We start from the raw sequence: 22,400 nt of genomic DNA, 5'->3' as shown, positions 1-22,400 counted from the left end.
AGCAGATGAAAAACCAGATGGAGCCGGAGTACACGCCGGTAAGGAAAATCCACCTGTACCACTGCGACCACCGGGGGTTGCCGCTGGCGTTAATTGATGTTCGTGGCGGGATCGCATGGAGCGCAGAGTTTGATGAATGGGGGAATATGCTGCGGGAGGATAATCCCGATAATCTGCAACAGCTTATCCGGTTGCCGGGACAGCAGTATGATAAAGAGTCGGGGCTGTATTATAATCGTCACAGATATTTTGACCCTGAACAGGGGCGGTATATCACGCAGGATCCGATTGGGCTGGAGGGGGGATGGAATTTATATACATATCCGTTAAACCCGATAGTAGAGATTGATCCGTGGGGGTTGGATGCGATACAAATTAACTATGACTATTATCCGGTTAATACCGGAATGGGGTTCAATTTGCCTCTCGGTCATGGTGCGGTTGTTACTGTTGATCCTAAAACAGGGAAAACTAAGTATTATGAATTTGGCCGTTATACAGACAAAGAGTGCGGGAATATAAGACAGAGGCCTGTTCCAGACTTAAGTATGGGTAAAGATGGACTACCAACCAAAGAGTCGTTAGAGAAATTATATAAGTTCACCTCAGAAAAATATGGACATAGTTCAACTGTAACGCCAACGTATTATTCTGATACTGATTACAATAAAGCGAATAAATATTCCGAAGATTTTAGTAAAAGCCATGACTGCTATCGTCTGATAGGAAACAATTGCAAGACATTTGCATTTGATGCCGCCACAGCGGGCACAGAATAATTCCGTAAGGGAGAAATACGATGGAGAGGATAATTAGACTTGCGCTATTGTGCTCAATCTTGATAAATGCGGCTCTGTTTTATCGGGTATTAGATTTGGGGGTGATGACAACTTATGGGGTGGATGAAATTAATTACCGGAGTCGACAGGCCTCCGACCTGAAAAAGTTACTTCCTTTATTGCTGAAGTCAACGTCACAGGAGCAGGTTTTGCTTGCGGCAAGGCAAGCAGGCCTAGAGGTAATTAAGAAACCTGGTGAAGGTACTTACGTTGGAACAGTGCTTTTCACTTACTCTAACGGTAAAGTGATGGCTGTTGATTTACAATGATGATTGTGAGTGGAAAATCTACTCCGGTTATGAAAAACAGACCTCGGCAAGAACGGTAACGAAAGCCAGCTACCACTATGACCCGTTCGGACGGCGAATCAGTAAAAGCGTGGACAAAAACCACGAAACGATCTTCACGCACTACGGCGCGGGAATACGCCGACATGGAGCGGCTGGAAGAGGACCTGAGAACCGGAAATCTGTCAGCGCGCACCCGGGAATGGCTGGCCTTTACGAACATCCCGGTGCCGCGAACAGCTTGACCCGCTGCCAGCGGTGGCTATCCGGCGTATTCACCTGTACCAGTGTGACCATCGGGGACTGCCGCTGGCGTTTATTGATGTTCGCGACGGGATCGCATGGAGCGCAGAGTATGATTAATGTGGAATATGCTGTGGGAGGATAACCCCGATAATCTGCAATAGCTTATCCGGTTGCCGGGGCAGCAGTATGATAAAGAGACGGGGTTGTATTACAACTAGCATCGTTACTATGACCCGTTGCAGGGATGGTATCACTCAGGATCCGATTGGGTTGCGGGGTGGGTGGAATATCTATAATTACCCGCTGAATCCGGTCACGAATACAGACCCTCTGGGGTTAGAAGTTCTTCCTGGTCCACTCCCTTTGCCAATTCCATGGACAAAAAGCCCTGCACAGCAGCAAGCAGATGATAATGCTGCAAAAGCATTAACTAAATGGTGGCATGACACTTTTAGTGAGGAAGATGAGTGTCCTCCATGTGCACCTCCGGCAGGAGAAAAATATAAAAATACATACAGAAAGACATGAGGGTAGGGGGTTAGCTGATGGTGCTCATGGTTGCATGGTTTTAACAGGAAGTCCTGTCCATTGGCATTATGATGTTAATAATCAGAATGCTAGAACATGTGAGTGTTTTCCTAGGGAACATCTTTTCGGCGGTTGTGGTTTTCCGTGATAAATTCAGTTGGAGGTAAAAATGGAGCATGATTTTGAAAGCTTTTGTTTTCACGATAACTTAATTCATGGGATCATTTTTTATTCTGATCCAGGAGAGTTTTCTTCAGATATTGCACTAGATATTGACCATATAGAGAAATGGGTTGAAACGGATAAGGGGGAAATAGGTTTTGTTATATCTAAAGCGCTGTTGAAATTTCATGATGTAACAGATTTGAAAATTTCAATTGATTGGGGGGATACAAAGAACAGCCAATTTTCAGGAGGGGCGGCGGGACTTTATATAGATGAAATTACAAAAAAGAAAATATATTCTCCTGTCGCAGATAATTATTTTTTATGGAAAATAGAAACCAATAAGCGTGACAGATATCTTTTATTTGGTGCGTCATCTTTTTCCTTGGAAATTGTCGGGAAGCAACACATAGTTAATCGACAATTTTTGATGCGAGATGAGAGGTAGAATTTCTTCACCTTGGGAAATTTTATATAGCTGATAAAAATATGCTACGACTGGGATGGCGACAGGCTGACCACCACCCAGACAGATGCCACCCGTATTCAGACGGTGTATCTGCCGGGGAGCTTTACGCCGTTAATCCGCACTGAAACTGCGACAGGAGAACTGGCAAAAGCTATCCATCGCACGCTGGCGGAGAAACTCCAGCAGGATGCAGGAATGGTGTTTGTGCCGGAACTGGTGGCGCTGCTGGATAATCTGGAGCGGGAGCTAAGGACTGACAAGGTCAGCGAGCAGAGCCAGCAGTGGCTGGCACAGTGTGGTCTGACGCCGGAGCAGATGAAAAACCAGATGGAGCCGGAATACACGCCGGTAAGGAAAATTCACCTGTACCACTGCGACCACCGGGGACTGCCGCTGGCATTAATTGATGTTCGCGGCGGGATGGCGTGGAGCGCGGAGTTTGATGAATGGGGGAATATGCTGCGGGAGGATAATCCCGATAATCTGCAACAGCTTATCCGTCTGCCGGGACAGCAGTATGATAAAGAGTCGGGGCTGTATTATAATCGGTACAGATATTTTGACCCTGAACAGGGGCGGTATATCACGCAGGATCCGATTGGGCTGAAAGGAGGATGGAATCCGTATCAATATCCGTTGAATCCGATCGCAAATACAGACCCTTTGGGGTTAGAAGCTATTCCTGGTCCGTTCCCCTTACCAATTCCTTGGTCAAAAAATCCTGCACAGCAGGAAGCAGATGATAATGCCGCAAAAGCATTATCAAAGTGGTTGAATGATACTTTTAAGAGGGTTAAATGCCTACCAGCCACACCACAGAACATAAAAAAGGTTGTATCTAATTGTTCGCTAATGACATTGCAACGAAGAGTCTCAGTTCCTGTTATTGATCTATATACTAAAATGTTGGAGGATAATAGTGTCCCACCGCCTGTAAAAATGGATGGTAATGTGATAGTTGATGGCAATCATAGAATGATTGCAGCTATGCTATGTGATACCGAGGCTCCAAGAGTACCGGGTACACGTCCTTTAACCAGAGAAGTATATCCATTAAGTGAAATTGAGCCGGATTTAGACGATTGGGGTAATAGATGATCAGAATTAATTTTGAAAATGATGATTTTTTGGACATTAATGCCACAACTCTATCTGGGTTTGATTTTAGTGGAATGAACTTACATCGAGCCATATTAGATGACTTTTGCTTGGATGGAACAATATTTAAGGATGCGCACTTAAGAAATGCAAGCATAGAAAATACGTCAGCAAAAAATGCTGTTTTTTATAATTCTTCATTAATGAATGCTTTCCTTAAAAATTCAGATATGAGTGGGTGTGATTTTAGAAAATCAAAAGCAATAAGTGCTGAGTTTCAATATTCCATCTTAATTAACTCTGATTTTAGCGCTGCTAATGTGAATTGGTGTAATTTTTCTGATGCTAATTTATGCGGTGCCAATCTATCGTTTGAAAAATATAATGGAGTTATATTTTCAAGGGCGTTATTTGATAAAGACACACAATGGCCTAATGGTTTTGATCCAATATTGAATGGTGCTATATTAATGAATGAAATTGGATGAATGTGTTAAATACAACAGTATTGCGTGTAGAAATCTTGGCTGGTGTGAGAATTTTTATCACTGTGACCACCAAGGGCTACCGCTGGCGCTAACCAATATTACCGGTGGGATTGCGTGGAGCGCAGAGTTTGATGAATGGGGGAATATGCTGCGGGAGGATAATCCCGACAATCTGCAACAGCTTATCCGTCTGCCGGGACAGCAGTATGATAAAGAGTCGGGGCTGTATTATAATCGGTACAGATATTTTGACCCTGAACAGGGGCGGTATATCACGCAGGATCTGATTGGGCAGAAAGGAGGATGGAATCTATATAAATATCCCTTGGATTCGATTATGAAAATAGACCCTCCTGGATTAGATAAGATAGATTTTCCAGGTTATAACACCCCATGGGGAAATGAGGTTGGCGCCGCCGTAAATGCCGTATCTGAAGGTAAAATGTCGTATGAAGATGGGGCGGCTGCAATAGATGCAGCCACAGGTCCTTACTATTCTCCACTTATATTTTCTTCTTCTTTTGATGTCGGTGTTGCAGCCTATGGGATCACTGGTGGTAGTATTGCACTTGGCATTCTTACCGGGAATGGTGATAAGGGATTAGATCTGTGTGCATATATTATGGCATGTCAAGGTGTTGGGGCTGGAGCTTCCGGTGCTGCATCTATTTCTGGTACAGTCAGTAATGCACCGCTTGGTTCTGGAGTGTCATATAGTAGTGGTGCAACAACTGATGTTGGATTCTTACTTAATGGTTCTGCTACGGGTTTAGTTGAGATGAATGGTAAGAATGATCCTTTGCATTGGTCGGCAACAGCTGCTGGAGGATTGGGTGGTGGAGAGTTTGCAGGTGCGCTTACTTGCCAGCAATATACTCGTTGTATAGTTAATTAGAGATTCTTATGAAAATTAAAATCATTATTCTTATAATGACTGTCTTTTTTGCAGGGTGTGATAATCATGATGTAAATGATGCCGTAACTGAAGTGGCTCGGTTTCATTCAATGTATAACACAAAAGAATTTAATGGAATTTATGATGCTATGTTAACAAATGAATTCAGGAACTCAATGCCAAAAAGTAGTTACGTTAAATTTATGAGTCAGACCTATAATATAATAGGGGCATATGACGGCAGTACATTAAAAAAAAGCAATCAAGTTAAATCACTGATTGGAAACGAAAAAATAGAATTGACATATAATTCAACATATGAAGAATATAATATAGATGAATTCTTTATTTTAGAAAAGGAGAGTGGCGTCTATAAAATAAAAAAAATAGTATATGATGATATTAATGCCATAAAGAAGGAAAATATTAAAAGCAGATGAAAAACCAGATGGAGCCGGAGTACACGCCGGTAAGGAAAATCCACCTGTACCACTGCGACCACCGGGGGTTGCCGCTGGCGTTAATTGATGTTCGTGGCGGGATCGCATGGAGCGCAGAGTTTGATGAATGGGGGAATATGCTGCGGGAGGATAATCCCGATAATCTGCAACAGCTTATCCGGTTGCCGGGACAGCAGTATGATAAAGAGTCGGGGCTGTATTATAATCGTCACAGATATTTTGACCCTGAACAGGGGCGGTATATCACGCAGGATCCGATTGGGTTGCGGGGTGGATTAAATCTTTATTCCTATCCACTCAATCCAGTGTATCATTCCGATCCTTTAGGGCTAGAAACCGTTAAATGTATAAAACCACTGCATTCATTGGGAGGGACTGGTGAAAAGAGTGGGCCAGATATATGGGGGAATCCATTTTACCATCAATATCTTTGTGTTTCAGATGGTAAGGGGAGGGATATTTGTGGAGGGCAAGATCAGAGAGGAGAGCATGCAACTGATGGGCTATGGGGGGCCGGAAAAGCAAGCAATGACACAAAAGAAAGTGGAGGGCGATGTGATTCTGTCGAACCAGATAACAGTTGCATTGAAAATTGCTTAAAAGAAAAATTCAAAGGAATTAGACCTCGTTACACTGTGTTACCAGATATCCCAATTTCAATAAATTTAGGGCTATTTAAAAACTGCCAAGATTGGTCTGATGATGCCTTGAAATCATGTAGAATGAAATGCTCTGGCAATGATTTCGGACGGCTAATTAGATTTATGCTGACGGGGGTGATATGATGAATTGTTTTGTTTATTCTGTAAAAATAATATGGCTGAGCCTGTCTGTTCTAATATTGTGTTTTTCGTTGCATAGACTTTCACAATTGCATTCAATGCATGACATTAGTGAGTTAATAAGTGTAATGGCATATGGGATGATATTGATATCATTTCCTACAGGGATGGCTTCTGCTGTCGTATTGTTTCTTGTTGATTTTATCATTGGTGCTAATATTGACAATAAGTATGTTGCAATAACGGTTATATGGTTTGTTTTTTTACTTGGCGGATATATTCAATGGTTTCTGTTAATGGATAAAATTATCAGGAAAATGAGAATATAGGAAGTGATGTATACAATGCTGCGCAAAAAGAAGCAGGAATGAGGGGCAATAATGGTAATTATAAATAGAAGTATACTATCATTGATATCTTCACTATTTGCAGTAATCATCTACTCATACGATTCATTTGCGTATGAAAAGAATCTATCACTGAGTTCAGTAGCCAGTTTTCCGTCAACGATAAATGCATTGAAAGATAGATGGTTTTTTTGTGATAAATGTTTGAATAGTACACGCTGTAGTTCTGATGATATTGAGCAATGTAAAACAATTACATTGCCAGATAGAAATGAGGCTTTAAATTTAGCTGTAGGGAGGGCGAATAGTGAGGCAGTTTATTTTTTGGTCCTGACGGCTAAGACAGATGTCAATAGTACCGTAGGAGAATATAAAGAGACCCCATTAATTGTCGCCAGTTATTATGGTACGGAAAAACATCGAAAAATAGCTGAATTTTTAATTTCACATGGATCTGATGTGAATGCACTGGCTACCGCCCCAGCCGATACGGCATTGATTACAGCTATTTGGAAGAATAATATTGAGTTCGCAAAACTATTGCTCAGGCATGACGCTGACGCTTCATTAACAGCATCCGGTAAAAAAGAGGGTTATGTTTGTAAGTATGCAATACAAAAAAAACAAGCCGAAATTATTCCATATATTCCCAATTGCTGCTCTGTTGTAGAGCAAAACTCTGATTGGATTCGAGACGCTGGATATTTATGTCCGTGAAAGGGCTTTATCAAAAAATATCATTCAGTCATGTAAAATGTTGACCAATTGTTATTGGACAAAATGGGTTATATAATAATATGCATACTTAAAATGGATTCATATTTCCCCAATAGTTCCATTCTCATATTAATCTTAAATTTTTCATATTTCTGATAACCGCTTAAATCTTCATATTCCGTAAGATCATATTGGTTAAGAACCCAGTAATCAGCAACAATTGCCGCCTGTTGCTCCATTGTATAAAAAATAAAATAGGGTTTATCAAAATCATATGTACACCAACATGATGATGCATACGTACTATCATGAAAAGAGGAATCATGACGATAATATTGCCAGACAAAGGTCATGGCAAAAATAAATAAATGAGGATATTTGACTGAATCACGATAACTGGTATAACCAGAAGAAAAATCAGTTCTGTATTCGTTTATACTTAGAAGGACTTCTCCGTTTTGAGTATTTGTAATAGCTTTTGATTGTGATCTGGATTGGTTGCTACCACAGTATATTTTTACCCGATCGTAGTTTATGGCGTTTTGAAACACACTTTTTGCAAGTTTTATCTCGCCAGGCGTGAGTGATCTGAATAATTCAGTATCAGACTTAGAAGTTAATTCGATTAATACTGATTGTTTCTGATCATTTCTCAGAATGGGTTCATTACTATGAGGAATGTCTCTTAATATATGTTCGCACATAACAACCTCCAGTTATTTTATCTGATCATACGCTCAGGAACAGAAAACTCAATAAAAATATGAGTTATAAATGGAAGCCCCTTTGCTCCTGTTCAGGGCAAAAGGGAGAAGTGCTTATGTATTAACTCAGGAGCATAATACTTTATTAAGACACTTTTTTCAGGCGGCGGGCATACTGGTAAGCCGACACATATCCGTCATTATTTGCATCAAGATAATCAGACCACCACTGCATCATCTCGATCCGCTCCTCCAGATATTCGGCCTTGTGAATATAGGCAGCACGGACGCTGTTTCTTTCCTGGTGGCTCATTTGTTTTTCAATCGCTTCTTTGCTCCATAATCCCGACTCACTCAGCGCACTACACGCCATCGCCCGGAAGCCGTGTCCGCAGACGTCTTTTTTGGTGTCGTAGCCCATCACCCGCAATGCCTTATTTACGGTGTTGTCGCTCATGCACTTGTCCTGGTCGTACTCACCGGGAAAGATAAAGGCCAGATGCCCGGAGAAGGCATCGATCTGTTTGAGGATCTCAATCACCTGCTCCGACAGCGGCACAATATGCTGAATTTTCATTTTCGAACCCCGGTAAGAGAAGCGCACGTTTTCGATCTGCTCACGTTCTTCCGGGATCACCCACAGCTTTTGCTGCCAGTCGATTTCACTCCAGCGGGCAAAACGTAACTCGCTGGAACGCACAAAAAACATCAGCGACAATTTAAGGGCATACTTCGTCAGCAGCCTGCTGCAGTAGCTATCCGTCCGGGATAAAAGCTCAGGCAATTTGTCCAGCGACAGGGCCGGGTAGTGATTCGTTTCTGGCGCAGTAAATTCACCGTCCAGATACAGCGCCGGGTTCGCTTTGAGCAACTGCTTTTTCATCGCGTAGTGCATGATGTCGGTGACATAGTTTTTCAGCCGGGCGGTGATCTCCAGAAAACCTTTGCTCTCCACCTTGCGCAGCGTGAACAGCAAATCCTCCGTTTCGATTTGATCGATCAGGTGATTCCCGATATCCGGGAAAACATACATCTCCAGCCTGCGCATAACGGTTTTTGCGTAATGCTCAGACCCGCGTTTGTGCTCACCATGCCAGTTAGTGGCGATCTGGCTGAACGTCTGCCCATTTTTCCTCTTCTGTTTCTCCGTTTGCTTCACAGCCGCCGGATCGACACCTGTATGAATGTTATTGCGTGCCGCTTCGCGCAGGCGACGAGCCTGCAACAGCGAGATCTCTGGGTAGGTAGGGGCCAAAGGCCAGTTTTTTCTCTTTGCCATCGATGCGGTACTTCATATACCAGAATTTTGAGCCATTGGGTTTGATCAACAGGTACAGTCCAGAACTGTCTGTCATTTTGAAAGGTTTGTCGGCGGGTTTAGTCTTGCGAATAGCGGTGTCTGTTAATGCCATAGCGTGGGGGCTCCGTTTGCTCACCGAACCGTGAGGCCCCTGATTAGGCCCCCAAAAACTATGGATGTCAAAAAAACCGGCAACCTCTTACGAGATAGCCGGGTAAAGATAAGTTCTTGTTTTTTAACAATCTTGAGACTCATAGAGATGTCTCAGGACTAGAATTTGGCTCCTCTGACTGGGATCGCCTTTGCCAATAACTGGCTGAATAACAAGCTAAATCTAAATCTGCTTCCTGTCAAGACCACCAGAATGACCACCATTTCACTACGGGACTAATGACATATTTAGGCGCTGACTTTAGCCAATTGAACACCAGCAAACCGCGCTAATTATGGTGCAGGCACAATAGTATCAGCTCCGAACCAATTCCCAAGTGTTGTAAGTGCCTCAGGAGACAAAGCTTGTGTAAACAAGATTGCAAGGCGCTTTTGAGGTCTGGAGCAGGCAACGTAAAACAAATTTCGGTTACGCTCAAATGAATCTTCTTTTCCTGCTGGGAGCATTTGCTCTCCAGCAAAGCCCAACATTTCACCAAAGTTATATTGGTTCCACCCTCGTCCAACAACTACCAAGACATTTTCAAATTCAGCACCTTTCACACCATGTTTAGTCTCAAAAGGGGAATGACCATCAAGATAACGGCGAAGTGACTTTACTTCGGAATAGGGAATATCTTTCAATTTTTCCAGTTCTTTTAGCCTTCGGGGTATTTCCGCACCAGCAGTCCTGTCATAATTGAGTAATTCCTGCTCGTGTTTTTCAACATTATCAGGAAGTCTGGGCTTACGATGAGTACGCAAGAATTCAACCACTTCACCGATAGTTCCTGTTTCGCGTATAGCAAGTAACTGCATCATTGCATTGTGCCAACTTTCCTTATCTGAATGGCTACGTAATTGTGGTGTAGCGCCACCAAAAACTTCAAACATCGCACCATATTTACGAGCCTCAAAGGCGTCGCAGGCAGGTTCAAGCTTGTCGATAAAGAAGGCTATATGCTCGTTTTCTTTTTTCGTAAAAGATTCGTTATATCGAAACGTTGCTACTATATTTGAGTAACCTTGCTGATTGGCTAAAAGTCGATGAGTCAGCATGAGAATTTTGGTATGTGCGGGAGAGAAATCCCAACCATCTTGTTGCAACGTTTCTTTGACACGTTCCAGAGTAGCTTGCCCTTCTGCTAAAGGGAGATCTCCACCCCAGTGCAAACCTTTTTGACGTACCCCTTGCCAATTGTTTGTATGGAAAACCCGTACCTGACCTTCAGCTTCGGGGTCTTTGACACACTGCGGTAGCTCAGGCCTCATGAGATTGAGGGCATCGACAATTGTCTTATCCGAACGAAAATTGGCCTCCTTACCTATCTCAACCACATCTGGATGTTCCAGTTTACCACATCCACCACCATAGATTTTTTGCCAATGGTCGCCGAAAAAACCAAATAGAGGAGCTCCAGTTTGCCCAAGAAAATGTCTTTTAATTGCCTCAATCCAGTCTTTGTCTGTGTCCTGGTACTCATCGACCAGAATGATCGGGAAGCGTTCTGTAATCACTTTGCGGAACTTATCGTGTTCCATGAGTGAGATAGTTAAAGAAAGGACATCGTCATGATGAATCGTTATACGATGGTCGCGGATGGAGCGATGTCCAAGATTATACTCAACACTACGATTACCAAGGCTTCCACCAGCCTCTTCGAGCTTTTCTCTCCACTCTGGCATTGCTTCAATCAGTTCTCTCAACGGTTTTTGAAAGCTACTGATTAACGACCAACAGAACGCATGATTGGTATCACAAAAAACGATGGGGCTTCGATCTGTTCGCGCGACGATTTCATCCTTCGCCACGTTAGTAAAGGTAATGCAGGCAATTTGCTGGCTATGTTTTTCAAATAAATCCTTATTTCGCTCAATCAAGAATCGAAGTGCCTTAATAAGGGAATATGTTTTACCCGCACCCGCACCCGCACCCGCACCCGCACCCGCACCAGCGCCAGCTTCCAGCCGGAAGCTTCGTCCTTCACTGAGGCAAGCATACATAGATTCCAAAGCTCGCTGGCTAGCAGCTTCGGCGGGCGAATGGATCTCAGACATCAGCGCTGGCTCCTTCTTCAATATTAGTTGTGGCCTCTACAACCTGCGCCAATACTGGATCTTGTGTCATAGGCTCATTGCTGCCAGCTAACCAGCGAATTCCATCGACGATGTATTTGGGGGCGTTCCATTCTGTCTCTGTAATCGCGTATTTCAATGCAAATTCTGATTTTTTCCACTCAGCCGCTTTATCACGGGCTTCTATTTCAAGTTCCTGAGTATTTCTCCCTACCAGCCCGAATAGAACCGAGTTTGCAAGGATAAATGCATCTTCGAATGTGCGTCCGCAGGGGCCATCTGTCACTTCTGCACATTGATAGGCAATACGATTTCCATTACGAGCTTTATCATCGTCACTCCTTGCAATCAAACCAGCTAATGTGAAAGGAGTATCTTCAGAGAACCATGCTTTCAAACAAGCATTACTGGAATATGTGCCAAGATGAACGGCGCACGCTTTACCCCGAGGAGCCAGAACGGCATCCAGATCAGTTATGATCAGGCTCTGAAGTTCAAGAAATGCTAATAACTCGAAGAACAAATGAGCGTAAGCACCACCGACTTCCATCACCGTTGCGTACTGGCTCGACAGCTTCGGTCTTTCTGGTTCGGCTGATTCTAGTTTTTTGATGATAGCAGGAAGCAATAATCGCTCGCTCAATCCCTCGACGAGAATAGCTTTATCTGCGAAAAAGAGATCGCAACGGGTCAGCGTCATGTATTGATGAAGGAAATTTCTATCTTCCGTTGGAATATGTCTAAGCCCTTTACGCAAGTCTTTGATTTTGGTTGTACGAACTCCTTCCTGAGTTCCCTGCACTGTAGCACCGAGAAAATAGCGAATGCTCTCGAAACCAGCTGCGTTGGCAATGTGAGATGAGTGTGTAGAGACAACAAACTGGACGGGCCAGGGGCTCCTGTCCTCAGTGCCGTCAACCAGTTGTTGCACAATCTTGGCAAGTTGACGAATAAAGACCTCCTGCATTTGCGGGTGCAGATGGGCTTCAGGCTCTTCAATGAAGATCAGATGTTCACCCGGCTCAGTAACTTCAGCGCGAAATGCCTTATAGAAACCAGCCAGCTGCAGCAGAATAAATATTAAATTACGAGTGCCAAGACCGTTGTACGACTCTGGTAGTGTGACACCGCTATAACCCGAATACCGAACCTTAGTGAAGTTTGATAGTAACTTGCGCACGTCGAGCAATGTTTCGGTGTGTAATTCTTGCCCTCCCAGTCCGGGATATCCAAACGTTTTCAGCGCAGGAATCAGGCTTTTGAGTTGGCTACCAAAGTTTGTGTCAATCTGAGTCTGAATATCTTGAACTGCACCTTTCAACGCATCGGCAATTCGCTTATCTGCTGTATCCGCAGAGGCCGAGGACGCTGTTGCGAAAAGATGTTCTACCGTTTTAGCCAGTACATCCGATTCTCTGGATGTCACATCATCGAGTCCCCGTTGAGCGTTGATAAAGCCCGACTTGACCAGACCGCGCAGTGTGCTAGATTGTAACTCGCGACGATTTTCTGGATCATTGGGATCTTCAGCCCATATTTTTACGCAAAAATCGTTGGGAATACGTTCCCGTAACGCCCGGAAGAAGGCAATCCGAGTCTCCTGAGTTAGTGGTTCTGTGGGCTGTCCTTCGAGAAACCGTGCCAGTTGGCCATCTTTCAATTCATACCTGACTACCACGAGCGCTTCTGTACACGCCGGATCCAAATCAATCACGAAGGGGCTCAATGGGCCTAATTGAGGTTGCGTGGAGTCGTACTGGAATTTCAATCGAAGCTCAATAGCTGGGACGAGATCACGAATAACATGATCCTCTTCCCCTTCGTTTAGCGCTTTCAGTGCATCACAAAAACGGTCATAGCAAGAACTGGAAAAGTCTTCGAGTTGAAAAGTCGCACTGCCGTCTGCTAAAAATCTGCGTATTATCTCTGAGAGCGATGTTTTCCCACTGTTGTTTCGACCAACAATGACTGTCGTCTGTTCCTCTAATACAAGCTCCACGTCAGCTAAAAGTCGGAAATTCTTTATTTGAACCTGATGAATGCGCATACGTCCCTCAATCTGTGTATAGGATATCGACAAAGCTGATGTTATTACATTGCATGTGAACTTCATTCTTCTAATAGCTTAGTTGTTCACAATGCCTCAGGTCCTATATTATTACCTGAGGCATTGAAACTTTACTCTGTCAGTGATACATCACGCACATCATCCAGCTGAACCTGACATTCCTTCCATCGACGCACAAGCGTAGCCACACAGGGATTGCCCGCTAGTTGATTCATTCTGACCCAATCAACATCAACTAGTCCGGCAAGAAGTTCGGAATTAAGTTCACCCTGCAATGCATGCCATTGGCGAATACTGGGTTGACGTTGAATAATAGGTTGAGGGGAGGAAAGACTGCCAACAATGACGTAATTTTGCTCTGGATCATGCCAGAGTCGTGTAATACCTGGTACGTTCTTGAGCCAGTTGCGAGGATCGCCTAAAGGTAAATCGAAGACACGAGATAATAATTTATTCCATGATGCTATTAATGATGTACTGGCTCTTTTTACTGATTTTTTAGCGACTTCCACCATAAGCGCATTTTTCTTTTCAGGCCATTGGGAAAAAACATAATTTTTTAAAACATCATAAGTGACATTGAATTCATTGTCGGAATAATATTTTCTTAAAGCACATTTCCATAGGTCACACAACAACTCTAGTTCGCGAAGTAACGTATTTTTATTTGTATCGGATAATTCACCTTCTTCAGTAAGTTGGTCTACATGAAACATTAGTTCATTCATTTCAGGTAATAACCATTTATTAAGAGGGAGTTGTTGCCGTTGAGAATCCAGAATAGTCATTAAATCATTTAATTTCTCCGGAAGCATATGAGGTGCTCCATATTGTGGATCCTGAAGGAGGATAGTCACTTCTTCCGTTTTGTGAATTATCACCGTCAACCGATTAACAAATCGGGTCAACTTCTCTGCTTCATTCCAAATCCCTTGTGTAATATCTTGGGGGCGATAATGGTAAGGCCACTTTTCGTTAAGCAAAGCGAGTAGTGCTGTTACAGAGGTATCAAACGAACAGAGTATATTATCACAGGCTGAAACAGCATCTGGCATAGCTGGGTGGAAAGGTAATATTATTGGGCGGTCTTGTTTAACAGTAAACAAACAGCCATTAGTGATTACAGCGAGACTACTAGTGAGTAGATCCTTCTGCTGCGGAAGCGTCACACTAATTTTGGTCTCATTGCATAGCAGCAAATGCTTCAGGGCTAATTCTTTATATACAATTTCAACATTACGTGCCAAAGATTCTTGAACCGCTTTTTTCTCAAAATCACTGATACTATAATCATAGTAACGAGAATCTGTGGCAGGAATAAGCCTCGTGTCACCGTCAGGGGTAGACTGTTCTATTAGTAAGTTATCCGTAATTGGGTCGACTGTGAGATCAAAAGGATTAACATTAATATGCTGGCAGGCAGCTTTTGTTCTTAATATTTGTGTCAATGGATAGCGATCGTCAATGATACCCGGAGTCTGATCCAGCAAAACAAGTAGACACTGTGATCCATCAATTTCTATGTTCACAATCTGATCCGGTTCTATATCAGGTAGTAATGACATGTGTGCATCAGGATATTTTTCATTCAGCAGGGACTGAATGTTATTAACAATGTATTGTGGGGATACATTTTTCGAAAAACGTAGATCAAGAACCTTTATCTCTTTGTCAAGCTGTACACTTGGGAATTTAGCCTTGTCAGCTGTTTTGAATTTTGTTTTAAGCGGTAAAGGGCGTAACTTAAGTACTACTGGAGATAATCCGAAGCCAAATTTTCTTGCTTGCTCAATAAATTCATTTTGAACGGGTTGAAGGATCCAAGGCCAGCTATTTTTGAGTGAGGTTGAAGACGAAAGATCGAGAAAAGGGCGTAGCTTGCGTTTATCTTTATTTTTGGCTACTTCCCGGTAAATTTGAGATTTAGGTTTTGTCGTTTTTTCCGCTTTCCAGCGGGCAAGAACATTATTTTTATCATAAATCCATAATGGTTGATGAATATTAAATAATTCGTCTTTTATATCGACTGGACGTAGTGGAACATTTTTATGAAATAATATAACCTCAGTGATATTTTTATCGCTTCTTTGTTGAGTGCGACAGTCCAGACTAATTGCATTGATACCGCAACTATTCTTACTTTTCCAGACGTCAGTCTGTAGTAATGGGCATCCTAGTGTATGGCTACCTTTGCAATGTGAACCAAAGGCGGAGACTTTACGCATGATAAGTCGGATCCATACTGGATTCAGCATAGCCTCGTAATGGACACGCGTTGGCTCAACAATAATCCCATCACCATTTTTTATTATTGGTGGCTTGTCTTGCTCTGAGTCCAAAGCAACGTATAGTCCAAATTGATCCTTATGAGATTTCATCAAATAAGGATAATAACGACTGCCTAACTCATCATCAATTCGGCTTTGCCATTCATTCCAGCGATAGTTTTTACTTAACGGATAATGATAGACAACTAGTTTTTCAGCTTTCTCCCGATCGATCTCGTTGTCCCGGTAAATCATGTGTGAAAGAGGGAGAGAACGGATTATTTCGTCATTACGTTTCGCCATGATTTTATGCTCTTTCCATAATGTTTTGATTGATGATTTTTTTGAGTTGCCCGAATCCGGGTGTTTCCACTGAAATGGTGTCTGGGGTCACGCATCCGCCGAGAATCAGAATGTCCGCCTCATAAGGATTTTGAACAGGGGTTAATTGGTGAGAGAAACCCAGTAATTGACTATCAGCATGTGGAGCAACAAAGTTGGCGATAACCAATTTGGTTTTATTACCCTCGATAGCGCGAATTTGTGCCAGTTTTTTACTCAGACCCAGAGGGGTATGCTCTTGATTTGCGCCAGATGCCAACCATTGTTGATATTCTTCATCTGCCTTATCGAGAGTATCTTGTCTCCAAAACTTAGCATCCACACGATAATCAGAATTTTTTATGCTGAAATCATACTGCTCAAAAAGCCGGTGATTGCTCACTTGGCTGGTGGTAATGATGCTCTCTGAATAAAGAAGTGCCCGGATAGCTTCTTCTCCTAGACGTCCCATCAGTAGGCGTTGTATAACTAGTGGATGGAATGCGTAACGCTCTTCCAAATCGTTCGCGAAGGGCATAATAGACGTTCTGTAACCCTTACGGTTGAACCAGTCAGTAATGACAGGATGACGTTGGATATACTGATACAGTTTCTGAGGGTTGTATTGGCGCAGCCCTTCTGCTGTTTTGTCAAAAAACTGCCATGTCTGTGGGGAGTACCAGATTTTGCCGTCAGTATTAGCTAATTTCGGTTTTTCAAAGCAAGCCCATTTATATAATTCAAGATCAATGTCGAAAACGTTTTTTCCCGGTTTCCAGGCTAAATCATGTTGAAGTACTGCTTTACCGAGTTGTCGCCAGAGTAATGGGATGTCATCTCTTGGTGTTGACTGTTCCCGTAACAACCGAATAGCCGGAACTAGTCGCTGATCGATATAATCCACTGCTAGTTTTCCAGGCTGTGTCGGCGTCATGAGCTGGCTGAAGAAATTATTCTGTGTCAGTTCATCACGCTCCCGAAGTGTATCCAGTAATTGACGATTGAGTGCCGAAAGCTGTCGACGATTTGATGTATAGATAGGTAATGAAGCAAAGCGGGACAGGTCTTTTGCTAGTTCAGCATCAAGGTGAATCTCAGCGTTGGGTACTTCGCACCAGGCTCTCTCAATACGACCAACCTGCTGTTGAACATTGGCTGCCGTATTTTTTATATAATCGCTGGTTCTCTTATACTCTCCGTTTAACCGGGAGATTTCGTTCTTCCTGTTCAACATCAGTGGCAGGATAAAGCGCTGATGCTGTTTACGTGAAATTTCCCCTGCTCGTAGTAGTTTTTCCAGATTGCGTAACTGGAAGCCTGCATGTGCCATATCATCATTGCTATCTGCACTGGTCTGGAAAGCGGAAAAGTAAAAATGCCGTGATTCCAGTAAATATAAACAGGTCAAATCCATATTTTTGCCGGATTCAGGCAGGCTGAAATCCAGATTTATACCGTTGGTGGCAGAGGCAGTTTGTGTCAGCACAATAACAATACGTCGGGAAGCAAATGCAGCCTGATAGGCATCACTGAAGCCCTTTTTTTTCTGACATTCTGCGGTTAACAGACAGATTAGTGCGGGCTCGTTATGTATAGTCAACGGGATAAATACATCAGTAAAATTCTTTAGCAGAAGATTGTCGGATAAAGGCGGATCCAGCTTTAACCATGTGAGGCAATCTCTACTTTGTGTCGCTATTGCAGCGGTTAGCCATTTTCTTAAATAAGATATGGAATTAACAAAAGCCAGATGCCCTCGGTGCTGAGGCCTTTTTCCTGCTAGATCCAGCACATCAAGCAGTTTAAGTAGAATATTCTGGCGATACTCTGATTCGAAATCTGTTGAAGGTTCATCATCATTCTGGAAAAAATCGGGGGGCAGAGAAGCGAGAAGATCGGCTGAATGCGGGCTGTTCTTTGTTCTATTAAAATCATGGATCTCAGTATTCAGTTGTGTCTTTCTGATGCTTTCCTTGCTGCTATTGATTTCTTCAATCGCGGTATTTTGTAACTGAAGGTCATTATCGGTCTGAACGTAGGGCATCGGTTCTTTAAACCAGGAATCAGGTCGGTTTTCAAAAGTAGTTCCGAGAAAGCTTTTCGTAACTGTAGGGTTACGTGCTTCTGCAATATAGCGTAAGGCTGAGTTTATCCACCGGACATCAAAGTGGTTGCAGGCTCTTTCAATATATGATGTGGCCGACAGTGCAAAAACGAGATTACGGCTGGCTAGTGACAGTAGTAAACCTTCTGCTGTTGTTGGCAAGAACGCACGCTTGATCTGTATTCGTAATGGATCGATATCGGTATCCACAACATTTTGTTTCAGCAACCAGTTAGTTAACCCAAAAATACTGGCATGTGTATTGGGCAAAATATTACTTTTTCTTAGTTCCCGCAGTTCAGGCAGATCGGTACGTGGTAACAAAAACCGAGACATATTTGGCAGGGTTGAACCATAATATGACGGTCTGTAGTCATTAACCGGGTCGAACAGAAGTCGGGTTAACTTTTTGATGTATTCATACGTTTCATCTTCGCTGGCTGTCAGGTCCGTTAACATCAGACTGAACTTTCGAATAAACTTTTCCATCAGGCGCAAAAAATCACTGATGTCGATAGCCTGATCGTTATCCTGAAATGAGGAATCTGGTCTGATAATTTCGTAGCCATGTTCAGCCTGTCGCATGATAAGGCGCTCACTGGTTACCAGTTGATCGGAGCGAAATAAATAATGTTCACCGAAGGGTTTATTATCCAGATATCTTTGCAGAGGAATTACTAGCGATCTGGCATGTGTTAAATCAATTTTTTTTCCTTTTAAGGCGTCATCCAGTTCGTTAAGAAATGTCCCAAGACGTTCACGGATCATCGGTGCAGGTGCTGTTTCAACATACTGCATTCGTTGCAGTAATCTGCGTCCCCCCTCGAGTAACTGCCCCAAGCATTCAGGCGGTTCCTGAACCCATTGAGCTTGCGCCAGATATTCCTGTAGTACCTCAGCCTGATAATCAAATTCATCAATAAAAATGACATAATTGCGCAGCTCTTTGCTGGACATTCGTACTTTGCGCCGCCCATCGTAAAATGATGAAACGAGCTTTTGGGTTGTCATAATCAGCAGGTGTTGTTTTTCGTCGCGCCAGGCGATGGCGGGCAGAATGCGTCTGACCCAGGCATGACGACGGAAGTCATCAACTCGTTGCCTGGCGGCCTGCAAGAGTTCATGTTCTTCACCATATTTTTCTTTTTGCTTCCTGGCTTCTTTTTCCAGCAATTTGATATTTTGAATTAACGATATCTCAACTGCCGCACATGATTTTATTAACGCCTCTTTTTCACTGGCGATAGCTGCACGTAAATGTGCCGGGTATCCTTTCAATAATTTATTGATATATAGGATATTCCTGCAATTCTTACGCAGTTTGTCTGCAATATCTGGGTCGACAAATAAGTTTTTTCCCTCAAGTTCGTTGATGGAATTAAAGGGATCAGGGAGTGAATCTGCGGAAATATCTTTCTCATGAGGTAGTGGCGTAACCTCGATTGCAGAAACAATTTGTTCATCCTGCGCATAAAGCACACTAACGTTAAATGGTTTTCCATTGCTGTCTTCATGCGAACCTGTTTTTTCGTAAATGTCGTGGAGTATATTCCAGCGATGGGTAACCAGTATGGCCTGAGAGCCTGATTTTTTTATTGTCTCCAACGCCGGAGGGACGTTATCGGCGAAGCCAGAACGGTAGAGAGCGCTAGTTTTTCCACTGCCCGTGGGCCCCTGTAACTGACAAAAACCGGCAATGTGTTTCGTTGTTCTGGATTTTTTTGCTTGGGATAACGTATGTTCGATAACGGCATTATAGGAACGCAGTAAAGGGGGATTCACATATCACCTCATCGATCTCGACTTTTCGACGACTAATATTTCAACAATTTATGTTACGCCGCTCGGATGACATTGCAATAGTTGTGGTTAATTTTTCTTTATAAATCAATGAGCATGATATATTTTGTAACGTTATGATTAGTCTTGATGCCATATTGTTACTTTAGGTCATATGTTCTCTGTAAACGCGTGTTCGTCCTTTTTTCTCTTGCCTAATTGCCGGGTGTCACATCTGAACTAATTTGGCCTTTGCGCTATCGCTGATACTTCTCCGAAGAAGGTCCGTGCCGGAAGCTGCGCCGCATTTCGTTTATCTGATCCGCCATAAACCTTTGAACCGCAAAAACAGTTTTCTATTATCGGCCTTCTTACCACGAACTAAGCTCCCGCCTGCACAAAATGCTTCATGACCTGGAAGAAGCGCCTGATGTATCAGGATGGTCGCCGTTTTACCGGTAATGCAGCCTTTGAAAACTGCCGGATCTGTCTTAGGACGGATTAAGGCCTCCTTTACGCTTAGCCACACTAAGGAAACCATAATGAATCTGACTAAAAATTGCGCTCCGCCAGCCATTGATGTTATATTAAAATATAATATCCGGAGGTGCTCTATGTATACCACTCGCCTGAAAAAGGTTGGCGGATCCGTCATGCTGGCGGTTCCTCCCGCCGTGTTGAAAACGCTGGCTCTGTCGACAGACAGCGAAGTGGGAATGACCATTGATAATGGCTGCCTGATTATTGAACCCCAGAAACGGCCTCGTTATTCGCTTGAGGAACTGCTGGCACAGTGCGATCCGCACGCCGAAATGAGCGACGAGGATCGGGAATGGATTGATGCGCCTGTGGTGGGCAAGGAGATCCTGTAAATGGACAGAGGGGAAATCTGGCTCGTCTCACTGGATCCTACAGCCGGACATGAACAAAGCGGAAAACGTCCGGTGCTTATCGTATCGAAGGCAGCGTTTAACAAGCTGACCCGCCTACCCGTTGTTGTTCCCGTCACCAGCGGTGGAAACTTCGCCCGCGCAGCCGGTTTTGCCGTCTCACTGGAGGGGGCGGGAACCAAAACAACCGGCGTGATCCGCTGCGATCAGCCCAGAACCATTGATATGAGCGCCCGAAATGGGATACGACTGGAACGTATACCTGATGCTGTCGTGAATGAAGTGCTGGCCAGACTGGAAGCCATTTTGAGCTGAGGCTTTCGATGAGACTGACAGATGCAGAAAAGCAAAAAGCCTGCTCGAAAGCAGGCTTTTCTAAATTTGGCTCCTCTGACTGGACTCGAACCAGTGACATACGGATTAACAGTCCGCCGTTCTACCGACTGAACTACAGAGGAATCGTGTGAACGAGGCGCATATTAATGGGCCTCGTTTTTTGTGTCAACACTAAAATTAACTGCCTGATTCAATTGCATGAAATCTCGGCAATGCGTGCTTTTAGTGTACTACACGCATGTTTGTGCTTTCATCTCCGCCATTTTCACGAATTCTCTGAAGCGGGTCCTGCTGGTAAAAATGGCTGAAACGCTGCCACAGCGCAGGGAAGCGGGGGGCAAACAGCTCTGGTGCGCTAAAGAAGTATTCTGAGAGCACGGCGAAACATTCAGCAGGATCGGTCGCGGCGTAGGCATCGATGCTGGCTGCACTTTCTCCCACTAAATCGATTTCATCCTGAATGTTATCCATGGCGGCGTGCAGGTCGTGTTCCCAACCCGCGACTTCACGTAAGTGGATGAGCGGAATGCCATTAGCACGGTCACCGTTGCGGGTGTCCAGTTTATGCGCCACTTCATGAATGATCAGGTTGAAACCTGAGGCATCGAAGGAGTCCTGAATATCCAGCCAGTTCAGCACAATCGGCCCTTGCTGCCAGCTTTGCCCGGACTGGACAACTCGCTGGCTGTGGACCAGACCGATATCGTCTTCCCATTCATCATCCACGACGAACGGAGCAGGGTAGATGAGGACTTCATGAAAGCCGTCGAGCCATTCAATGCCCAGTTCCAGCACCGGCAAACAAAAGAGCATGGCAATACGTGCAGAATTGATGGGCGTCAGTTCCAGCCCTTGTAAAGGAACGAGGCGTTTTTGCTGCAAGAAGCGGTCAGCCAGTGGGATCAGCTTTTCCTGCTCGCCCTGCGTGAGCGTTGCCAGAATGGGAATGGCAAGCGCCTGTTCCCACGGAATATCCGCGTTATGGGGTGCGTCATGTGCTTTCCAGGGCCATTTAATCATCGCTTTGCTCGCAAACTCGTCACTTGAACTCAATGAAAAGGTCAGGGGATATTAAAATGCCAA

Annotated in this window: 14 protein-coding genes, 1 tRNA gene and 5 pseudogenes; 12 read left to right on the top strand and 8 right to left on the bottom strand. The window is 43.7% G+C overall.

The window, feature by feature from the left end:
• From ACLW56_RS14470 to ACLW56_RS14425, 10 genes and pseudogenes are all read left to right on the top strand, one after another.
• Positions 1 to 779, top strand: a 779-nt coding sequence (locus ACLW56_RS14470) for an RHS repeat-associated core domain-containing protein (protein ID WP_330984457.1), incomplete at its 5' end; no start/stop codon positions are given.
• Positions 780 to 799: 20 nt separating this feature from the next.
• Positions 800 to 1,108: a hypothetical protein gene (locus ACLW56_RS14465; RefSeq protein ID WP_330984456.1), complete on the top strand. Its 309-nt coding sequence runs from the start codon at positions 800 to 802 to the stop codon at positions 1,106 to 1,108.
• Positions 1,109 to 1,272: 164 nt separating this feature from the next.
• Positions 1,273 to 1,900, top strand: a pseudogene (locus tag ACLW56_RS14460) (RHS repeat-associated core domain-containing protein); the annotation flags it as partial.
• A 169-nt stretch (positions 1,901 to 2,069) separates the two neighbouring features.
• Positions 2,070 to 2,513: a hypothetical protein gene (locus ACLW56_RS14455; protein WP_330984455.1), complete on the top strand. Its 444-nt coding sequence runs from the start codon at positions 2,070 to 2,072 to the stop codon at positions 2,511 to 2,513.
• A 45-nt stretch (positions 2,514 to 2,558) separates the two neighbouring features.
• Positions 2,559 to 3,632, top strand: a pseudogene (locus ACLW56_RS14450) (RHS repeat-associated core domain-containing protein); the annotation flags it as partial.
• A complete protein-coding gene (locus tag ACLW56_RS14445; RefSeq protein ID WP_330984454.1) occupies positions 3,629 to 4,120 on the top strand; it encodes a pentapeptide repeat-containing protein in 492 nt (163 codons plus the stop codon). The pseudogene ACLW56_RS14450 and the gene ACLW56_RS14445, both read left to right, overlap by 4 nt.
• A 49-nt stretch (positions 4,121 to 4,169) precedes the next feature.
• Positions 4,170 to 4,481: pseudogene (locus tag ACLW56_RS14440) on the top strand (RHS repeat-associated core domain-containing protein); the annotation flags it as partial.
• A gap of 542 nt (positions 4,482 to 5,023) precedes the next feature.
• On the top strand, positions 5,024 to 5,455 hold the full coding sequence (locus tag ACLW56_RS14435; protein ID WP_330984453.1) for a hypothetical protein: 432 nt from the start codon (positions 5,024 to 5,026) through the stop codon (positions 5,453 to 5,455).
• Positions 5,449 to 6,261: pseudogene (locus tag ACLW56_RS14430) on the top strand (RHS repeat-associated core domain-containing protein); the annotation flags it as partial. The gene ACLW56_RS14435 and the pseudogene ACLW56_RS14430, both read left to right, overlap by 7 nt.
• Before the next feature lie 515 nt (positions 6,262 to 6,776).
• Entirely contained in the window at positions 6,777 to 7,322 is a 546-nt protein-coding gene (locus tag ACLW56_RS14425; protein WP_330984452.1) for an ankyrin repeat domain-containing protein, read from the top strand.
• 68 nt (positions 7,323 to 7,390) lie between these two features.
• On the opposite strand, the gene ACLW56_RS14420 is transcribed toward ACLW56_RS14425, so the two are convergent.
• The 6 genes and pseudogenes from ACLW56_RS14420 to ACLW56_RS14395 form a co-directional block, all read right to left on the bottom strand.
• The gene (locus tag ACLW56_RS14420; RefSeq protein WP_330984451.1) at positions 7,391 to 8,026 is read right to left on the bottom strand and encodes a hypothetical protein; all 636 of its coding nucleotides are present in this window, start codon (positions 8,024 to 8,026) and stop codon (positions 7,391 to 7,393) included.
• 145 nt (positions 8,027 to 8,171) lie between these two features.
• A pseudogene (locus ACLW56_RS14415) lies at positions 8,172 to 9,438 on the bottom strand (tyrosine-type recombinase/integrase).
• Between the two features lie 332 nt (positions 9,439 to 9,770).
• Entirely contained in the window at positions 9,771 to 11,534 is a 1,764-nt protein-coding gene (locus ACLW56_RS14410) for a UvrD-helicase domain-containing protein (protein WP_330984450.1), read from the bottom strand.
• On the bottom strand, positions 11,527 to 13,599 hold the full coding sequence (locus ACLW56_RS14405) for an ATP-dependent endonuclease (protein ID WP_330984449.1): 2,073 nt from the start codon (positions 13,597 to 13,599) through the stop codon (positions 11,527 to 11,529). Before ACLW56_RS14405 ends, ACLW56_RS14410 begins: the two co-directional genes overlap by 8 nt.
• Positions 13,600 to 13,730: 131 nt before the next feature.
• Positions 13,731 to 16,190, bottom strand: coding sequence for a hypothetical protein (locus ACLW56_RS14400; protein ID WP_330984448.1), 2,460 nt, complete (start codon positions 16,188 to 16,190; stop codon positions 13,731 to 13,733).
• 4 nt (positions 16,191 to 16,194) lie between these two features.
• Positions 16,195 to 20,094 (bottom strand): hypothetical protein, encoded by a 3,900-nt coding sequence (locus tag ACLW56_RS14395; RefSeq protein WP_330984447.1) that lies wholly within the window; start codon positions 20,092 to 20,094, stop codon positions 16,195 to 16,197.
• A gap of 611 nt (positions 20,095 to 20,705) precedes the next feature.
• Between ACLW56_RS14395 and ACLW56_RS14390 the strand changes: the two genes are divergently transcribed.
• Together ACLW56_RS14390 and ACLW56_RS14385 are read left to right on the top strand one after the other, a co-directional pair.
• Positions 20,706 to 20,963, top strand: a complete 258-nt coding sequence (locus ACLW56_RS14390) for an antitoxin (RefSeq protein WP_330984446.1) — start codon at positions 20,706 to 20,708, stop codon at positions 20,961 to 20,963.
• Entirely contained in the window at positions 20,964 to 21,296 is a 333-nt protein-coding gene (locus ACLW56_RS14385) for a type II toxin-antitoxin system PemK/MazF family toxin (RefSeq protein ID WP_330984445.1), read from the top strand.
• Positions 21,297 to 21,363: 67 nt separating this feature from the next.
• On the opposite strand, the gene ACLW56_RS14380 is transcribed toward ACLW56_RS14385, so the two are convergent.
• Positions 21,364 to 21,439 (bottom strand) — tRNA-Asn (locus tag ACLW56_RS14380).
• A gap of 100 nt (positions 21,440 to 21,539) precedes the next feature.
• Complete coding sequence (gene mtfA / locus ACLW56_RS14375) at positions 21,540 to 22,337, bottom strand: DgsA anti-repressor MtfA (protein ID WP_330984444.1); 798 nt, start codon at positions 22,335 to 22,337, stop codon at positions 21,540 to 21,542.
• Positions 22,338 to 22,400: the final 63 nt, after the last annotated feature.

It is taken from the genome of Pantoea sp. sgz302252 (assembly GCF_047713085.1).
Classification (GTDB): domain Bacteria; phylum Pseudomonadota; class Gammaproteobacteria; order Enterobacterales; family Enterobacteriaceae; genus Scandinavium.
The sequence above is the reverse complement of the archived record's forward strand: the minus strand, read 5'-3'. Positions and strand labels throughout refer to the sequence as shown.